Raw genomic sequence first — 5,193 nt, 5'->3', positions numbered from 1 at the left:
ATTTTGCATTGGAAAATAAGAAAAATATAATACCAGGGTGAAAAATGGATAAGAAGAAGATAGAAAAAGCGGTAAGGATGATCCTCGAGGCTATAGGGGAAAATACAAAAAGAAAAGATCTTATCGATACGCCGAAAAGAGTAGCCGAAATGTACGAGGAAATATTCGCCGGTATAAAGATGGACCCGGAGAAGGAATTCGAGGTCCTTTTTGACAAAGAACACCACGAGATAGTTTTATTAAAGGATATACCGCTCTATTCGGTATGCGAGCACCATCTTATACCTTTTATAGGGAGGGTGCATATAGCGTATATACCGAAAGGCAATAGAGTGACTGGTTTGAGCAAGCTCGTTCGCGTCGTTGATATATTTGCAAAACGGCCCCAGGTACAAGAGAAGCTTACCACGGAAATAGCGGATCTTTTGATGAAGAAACTGAATCCGTTGGGAGTGATGGTGATTATAGAAGCGGAACATTTGTGCCTAAGCATGCGCGGCGTAAAAAAATCGGGCATTATGACTGTTACAAGCGCCGTCAGAGGAATATTTAAGGAGAATCACAAGACGCGGGCGGAAGCGCTCTCGCTTATAAAAAAATAGAGATAGCCTGCCCAGGAAAAGGAGGTAAGGGAGAAAACCTGAGGAAGACTATCTCTTACTTATTCAGTTTTTGTAAAGAGCCAAACGTCAGAATTATTGCGTACGAGTTTCGTTACTTCTATATTATGATCCTTCATTTCCGAGAAGGCCTCAGCATTTATCTTTCCAGAATCCGTTGTCAGAGAGTCCTCGTCTACATTTAAGGATAGGGTTCCGATGACCGTGATTGTCAGGTATACCGACCGGCTTGTGGATTCAGCGTATGCCACATTTCCGGCTACAACTGATACCATGATAACCATCGCCATGATTAAAAGAGCAATTTTCGGCTTCATTGTCAACATCCCCCTTCTCGCGTCTCCCGAGAAGGTAGCCGAAAAAAAACCTATTCTTTTTTGCTGCCATCAAAAGAATAGGCGCTTTTTCGCTTCGGCAACTGACTGCCCTAACCTCCGGTTTCCCCTCGGGACTCCCTTCGGTCGTAGGCTCTTTAGTTTTGCGCCCCACCCTTTCGAATGGTTTGCCTTTTCGGCTACCTACAACTTCTACTGCATTATAAGTATATCACAATAAAGTGACGAAGTCAATAGGATTTTGTTAGGGTTGCCAATAGTTAGTTATTTGTTTTCTCCGTACTTTTTCTTGATTTTTTTATTGACCTATATTGATAAATGAAATATAATATCAGTCAGATAGAAGTACAAGTTTTAAAAAGATTTTAATCGAGCAGTAATTTTAGTAAAGAAAGGGGGTGATATAAATGAAAAAGATGTTATCAATCGTAGTTGTGATGGCGATGGTTCTCGTTGGATATTCTGTCACAGCAAATGCTGCTAGTGCATCTAAGACACTGCCATTAACGCTTAACGTAGCTGCACAGTTTGGGTTTGATGTCGATAAGTCTTCGTACGCCTTTGATGTTCCTACTGGAAACCTTCAGACTACGATAGGCATATTCGCCAAGTCGACCAATGGCAATGTGTGGAAGATGGCCCTTAACGCGAATCCGTTTACAAGCGGAACTAACACATTGCCCAGTGATCCTGGTTTCAAATGTGCAGCGTGGTCAAATGCAGACGCAGAGCAAGCACAGGGATCGTTTGGAGTGTTTGCGGCGGCGCAAATAGTTCCCTTAACTCAGACAGACTTCTATACTTCAACTTCAGCGGAGGGTAGCGATACGTTTGTTCCGATGGTACTGGGATTGTATATTACAGTTCCGAGCACACAGGCTGCAGGTGTCTACGCCACGAACCTATACCTGACGATGTACGAATAAGAGTCGTGTCATTTTTGGACCTGAAAATAGACAGCTAGTTAAGATAACCCCGCCCTTTTGAGGTGATTTAGCGCGTGCTAATTTTCTCAAAAGGGCGGGGTTTTCTTTGTTAGATTTGGGGGGTGCGTACGTCTCCTTAGGTGAAGAAAGTGCAAGAGTGGGAAGTGTAAAGTTAGGCGTGCAAAAAGTGTGATTTCGCCTATTGACAAATTCGGAAACGTGTGGTATAGTTGAAGTGAGGCCAAATTCAAAGGTCGTTTTATAACCACGATAAGTAAAGGTCTTTAAAAAGGTTTTACGAAGATGGAAAAGCAAACGAACAAAAAGGTAGTAAAAACAGGAGAGGAGGGTGTCATGAAGAAGTTAATCGTATTAGGAGTGGCGCTGTTGGTAGGGCTTTGTTTCAGCGGTTTGGCGCAAGCCGAAACGGCAAATGATACAGTGGGAGTCCTTATCACAGTGAATCCCAGTTTCACATTTGCAATCGGTGAAAGCGTTGTAGACATGGGAACTGTCGCAGAGGGAAGCGGAGGTTCGGGTTCTGTCACAATGTATTGCGGAACTAACCACAATCTACCCTGGACTGTTCAGGTAAAGTCCGGTACAATAGCATCCGGTGCAAACTTGATCCCGCTTTCGAATTTCAAATTTTACACATTCGTAATTGCGGGTGAAGGCGCCGGGACATGCGTCGGGACGGCAACTGCTCTTACTCTAATTGATCAGCTGGCCTATACAGCCGCTCTCAGCGAGTATAGCGATACGGATGTCCGAGTGAACATGGGCTTTGTGCTTGATGTTCCTTGGAGCACGCCGTCAGGTACGTATGCAGCGACCGTAACAGCGACAATGGTAGAATAATTTCACAAGACAAAAACAGGGAGAAGAACCTGAGGATTTGCCTCGCAACCCCGCCATTTTGAGAATCTCAAAATGGCGGGGTTCTTTTTACGCTAATAAAGCAAGTGCTCTTGACAAACGCCCTACGTGTGGTACACTTGTTAATAAGTGCAAGAGTATAATTATAGCAATATAAAAGAAAAGGTGATATTATGATAAGTAAGAAGTATCTGATTTTAGCCTCAGGGCTTTTCTTTTTTGTATGCGCGGCCGGTCACGCTATTGCCTCGCAAGATGTCTCCAATCTGGACGCTTCCGTAGGAGTTAATCCGGTATTTACCATATCGGCAAATCCTCCGACCTTAAATTTCGGTAATGTGGATCCCGGGATCACTACGGAGCCGAAAGACCTTTATGTAGTCTGTGTTACAAATAATAATATGCCTTGGAGCGTCAGCATAAATATCACTTCCGAACTTACCTCCGGAACAGCCACGATATCGAACGACAACTTCAACTGGTGGGGGTGGGCCACGGGAAGCGGTACCTGGAATCCCGGTACCGGGAATCTTAGCACGACGCCTTTTGCATTTTATCAGGCAGGCGGCCAGGACTATATCACAAATCCGAATGTGGAGCTTCACCTGACGTTTAACATTGATATTCCGCAAAATCAGGCGGCGGGGACTTATTCTACCACGCTTATCCTAACAATGACCGAATAAAATCCACCCCTCGCTTACGCTCGGGATAAATTCTGGGACGCAAGTAAGGGAATTTAGGAGACTAGACCTTGAAAAATATAAAATTTATATTCTTAACACTCCTTATAATTTCTTCGGCGGTATTTTTGCACACGCAGGATGCTCTCGCGACCTTCTCCATAAACCTCAATTTCTATTCTATCGATTTCGGCAATTTGAATATGGGAGATATAAAAGATGATGTTCCGGGCATAGGGCTGAAGGTGACCTGCCAAACGGATCAAGGCAACCCCTGGCAGCTCAGGATAAGGGCAGAGCGGCCGCTGACAAGTATTTTGAACCCTTCCTCATTTATCCCGAACACCAATTTTTTCTGGTATGGGATATCAAGCAGTGTTCCGGGGAATAATTCGCTGGTAAGAAATCAGGAGGATTTCACGGTAGAGAGGACCGTTTATAGCGCTCCGGGCACAGAGGGGAATCCCGGGACGGATATTACCCTGAAATTTAAGGTGATAGTGCCGAGACCCGTTCAATCAGGTACTTATAATACAAAGATAGTCTTTACTTTTACGGAATGATAAGGAGAGACGATGAAAAGCAGAATTTTAATTTTCGCAATAATATTTGTAATGATATTTTTTGCAGCGCATAAAGAAGCGGCGGCTTTCTCCATTAATGTAAGTCCGCCGAGTGTGCGCATAAGCATTTCTCCGGGAGAGACGAAAAGCGGGACCATCACCGTCGATAATAAAAGTGACACCCCCATGGACATGCGGGCTTATGCCGAGGACTGGGTTTATGTAAAAGATGGCGGCAAGCAGTTTGCGCCGGCAGGGACAACACCCCTTTCCTGCGCAAAATGGATATCGATACATCCCCAGAAATTCCGCGTTGAAGCAAATTCCCGCATAGGGGTTCAATATACGATTTCAGTACCGGCCGATGCTTCGGGCGGCCATTATGCCGTTATATTTTTTGAATCTATTGTCAGCGAAGGAGAAGCAACTAGCGGAAACATGATGGTCCGTTTTTCCGGGAGGATAGGCACTATTATATATCAGGAAAGCGAAGGGCGTATAGATAGAAAAGGGGAGATAACATCATTTACCTGCGGCAGGCCTGATCAGAATAGCCCGCTTACGATAAACCTGACTTTAAAGAATGAAGGCAATACGCATATAATCGCGCAGGGTGTGGCGAATATAATAGATAGAGACGGCAATGTCTTCGGGCGAAAAGAATTAGGTCCCATCAATACCTTGCCGGGCGATACGAGGGAATATAAAACAGAATGGCTGGGCGAACTTAATGAAGGGGTTTACGACGTGATAGCGACGCTTGACACAGGATTGGATTCACCCCTCGTGGCGGAGACGGTTTTAAAGGTCAGTTCTTCCGGAGGCATCGATAAGCTTAACATTAGTGCCGATACGAACTCGCCCAGTTTCAATATAATGGTGAATAATACCGGTAACCTTAATATCAAAGTATCCGGGCGTATGGATATCATTAATGATAAAGGAGATGTTGCGGCAAGCCTGCCCCTTAAGAGTATTTTAGTAGCGCCAAATAGCCAGAAGGAGATAGAAGTAAAGGCCGAAGCACCCCTTTCAGCCGGTAAATATAAGGCTAAAGCCGTAGTAATGTTCGGCGATAAAGAACTTACCAAAGAAGGAGATTTCTCGATTAAGTGAAAATTAAATGAAAAGAAAAATAGGTCTCATACTTTTCTTTATCCTATTTTCTTCTCCTTTATTTCTGGCAT

At 44.2% G+C, this 5,193-nt stretch carries 7 protein-coding genes and 1 riboswitch; of the genes, 6 read left to right on the top strand and 1 reads right to left on the bottom strand.

Annotation, left to right across the window (positions count from 1 at the left end; genetic code table 11):
- The first annotated feature begins 44 nt into the window (after nt 1-44).
- On the top strand, nt 45-602 hold the full coding sequence (gene folE / locus KKI13_08005) for a GTP cyclohydrolase I FolE (GenBank protein ID MBU4488985.1): 558 nt from the start codon (nt 45-47) through the stop codon (nt 600-602).
- Between the two features lie 59 nt (nt 603-661).
- Here the strand turns inward: folE and KKI13_08000 are convergent, their stop codons facing one another.
- Nucleotides 662-937, bottom strand: a complete 276-nt coding sequence (locus KKI13_08000; GenBank protein ID MBU4488984.1) for a hypothetical protein — start codon at nt 935-937, stop codon at nt 662-664.
- 93 nt (nt 938-1,030) lie between these two features.
- Nucleotides 1,031-1,137, bottom strand: a riboswitch (cyclic di-GMP riboswitch).
- A gap of 225 nt (nt 1,138-1,362) precedes the next feature.
- Here KKI13_08000 and KKI13_07995 point away from each other — a divergent pair.
- From KKI13_07995 to KKI13_07975, 5 genes are all read left to right on the top strand, one after another.
- The gene (locus tag KKI13_07995) at nt 1,363-1,881 is read left to right on the top strand and encodes a hypothetical protein (protein ID MBU4488983.1); all 519 of its coding nucleotides are present in this window, start codon (nt 1,363-1,365) and stop codon (nt 1,879-1,881) included.
- A 354-nt stretch (nt 1,882-2,235) separates the two neighbouring features.
- A complete protein-coding gene (locus tag KKI13_07990; GenBank protein ID MBU4488982.1) occupies nt 2,236-2,742 on the top strand; it encodes a hypothetical protein in 507 nt (168 codons plus the stop codon).
- A gap of 191 nt (nt 2,743-2,933) precedes the next feature.
- Nucleotides 2,934-3,446 (top strand): hypothetical protein, encoded by a 513-nt coding sequence (locus KKI13_07985; GenBank protein ID MBU4488981.1) that lies wholly within the window; start codon nt 2,934-2,936, stop codon nt 3,444-3,446.
- A 68-nt stretch (nt 3,447-3,514) separates the two neighbouring features.
- Nucleotides 3,515-4,006 carry a hypothetical protein gene (locus KKI13_07980; protein MBU4488980.1) on the top strand — a complete coding sequence of 164 codons (492 nt, stop codon included), beginning with the start codon at nt 3,515-3,517 and terminating at the stop codon, nt 4,004-4,006.
- Nucleotides 4,007-4,018: 12 nt separating this feature from the next.
- Nucleotides 4,019-5,122 carry a hypothetical protein gene (locus KKI13_07975; GenBank protein ID MBU4488979.1) on the top strand — a complete coding sequence of 368 codons (1,104 nt, stop codon included), beginning with the start codon at nt 4,019-4,021 and terminating at the stop codon, nt 5,120-5,122.
- The last annotated feature ends 71 nt before the right edge of the window (nt 5,123-5,193 follow it).

Source organism: Candidatus Omnitrophota bacterium (assembly GCA_018894435.1).
Classification (GTDB): domain Bacteria; phylum Omnitrophota; class Gorgyraeia; order JAHIPI01; family JAHIPI01; genus JAHIPI01.
Note: the sequence above shows the minus strand (reverse complement) of the source record. Positions and strands in the feature narration are given on the sequence as shown.

Excerpts from the sequence above, each read along its gene's own strand:
- folE (MBU4488985.1), top strand. The coding sequence starts at position 45 with ATGGATAAGAAGAAGATAGAAAAAGCGGTAAGGATGATCCTCGAGGCT.
- KKI13_08000 (MBU4488984.1), bottom strand. The coding sequence starts at position 937 with ATGAAGCCGAAAATTGCTCTTTTAATCATGGCGATGGTTATCATGGTA.
- KKI13_07995 (MBU4488983.1), top strand. The coding sequence starts at position 1,363 with ATGAAAAAGATGTTATCAATCGTAGTTGTGATGGCGATGGTTCTCGTT.
- KKI13_07990 (MBU4488982.1), top strand. The coding sequence starts at position 2,236 with ATGAAGAAGTTAATCGTATTAGGAGTGGCGCTGTTGGTAGGGCTTTGT.
- KKI13_07985 (MBU4488981.1), top strand. The coding sequence starts at position 2,934 with ATGATAAGTAAGAAGTATCTGATTTTAGCCTCAGGGCTTTTCTTTTTT.
- KKI13_07975 (MBU4488979.1), top strand. The coding sequence starts at position 4,019 with ATGAAAAGCAGAATTTTAATTTTCGCAATAATATTTGTAATGATATTT.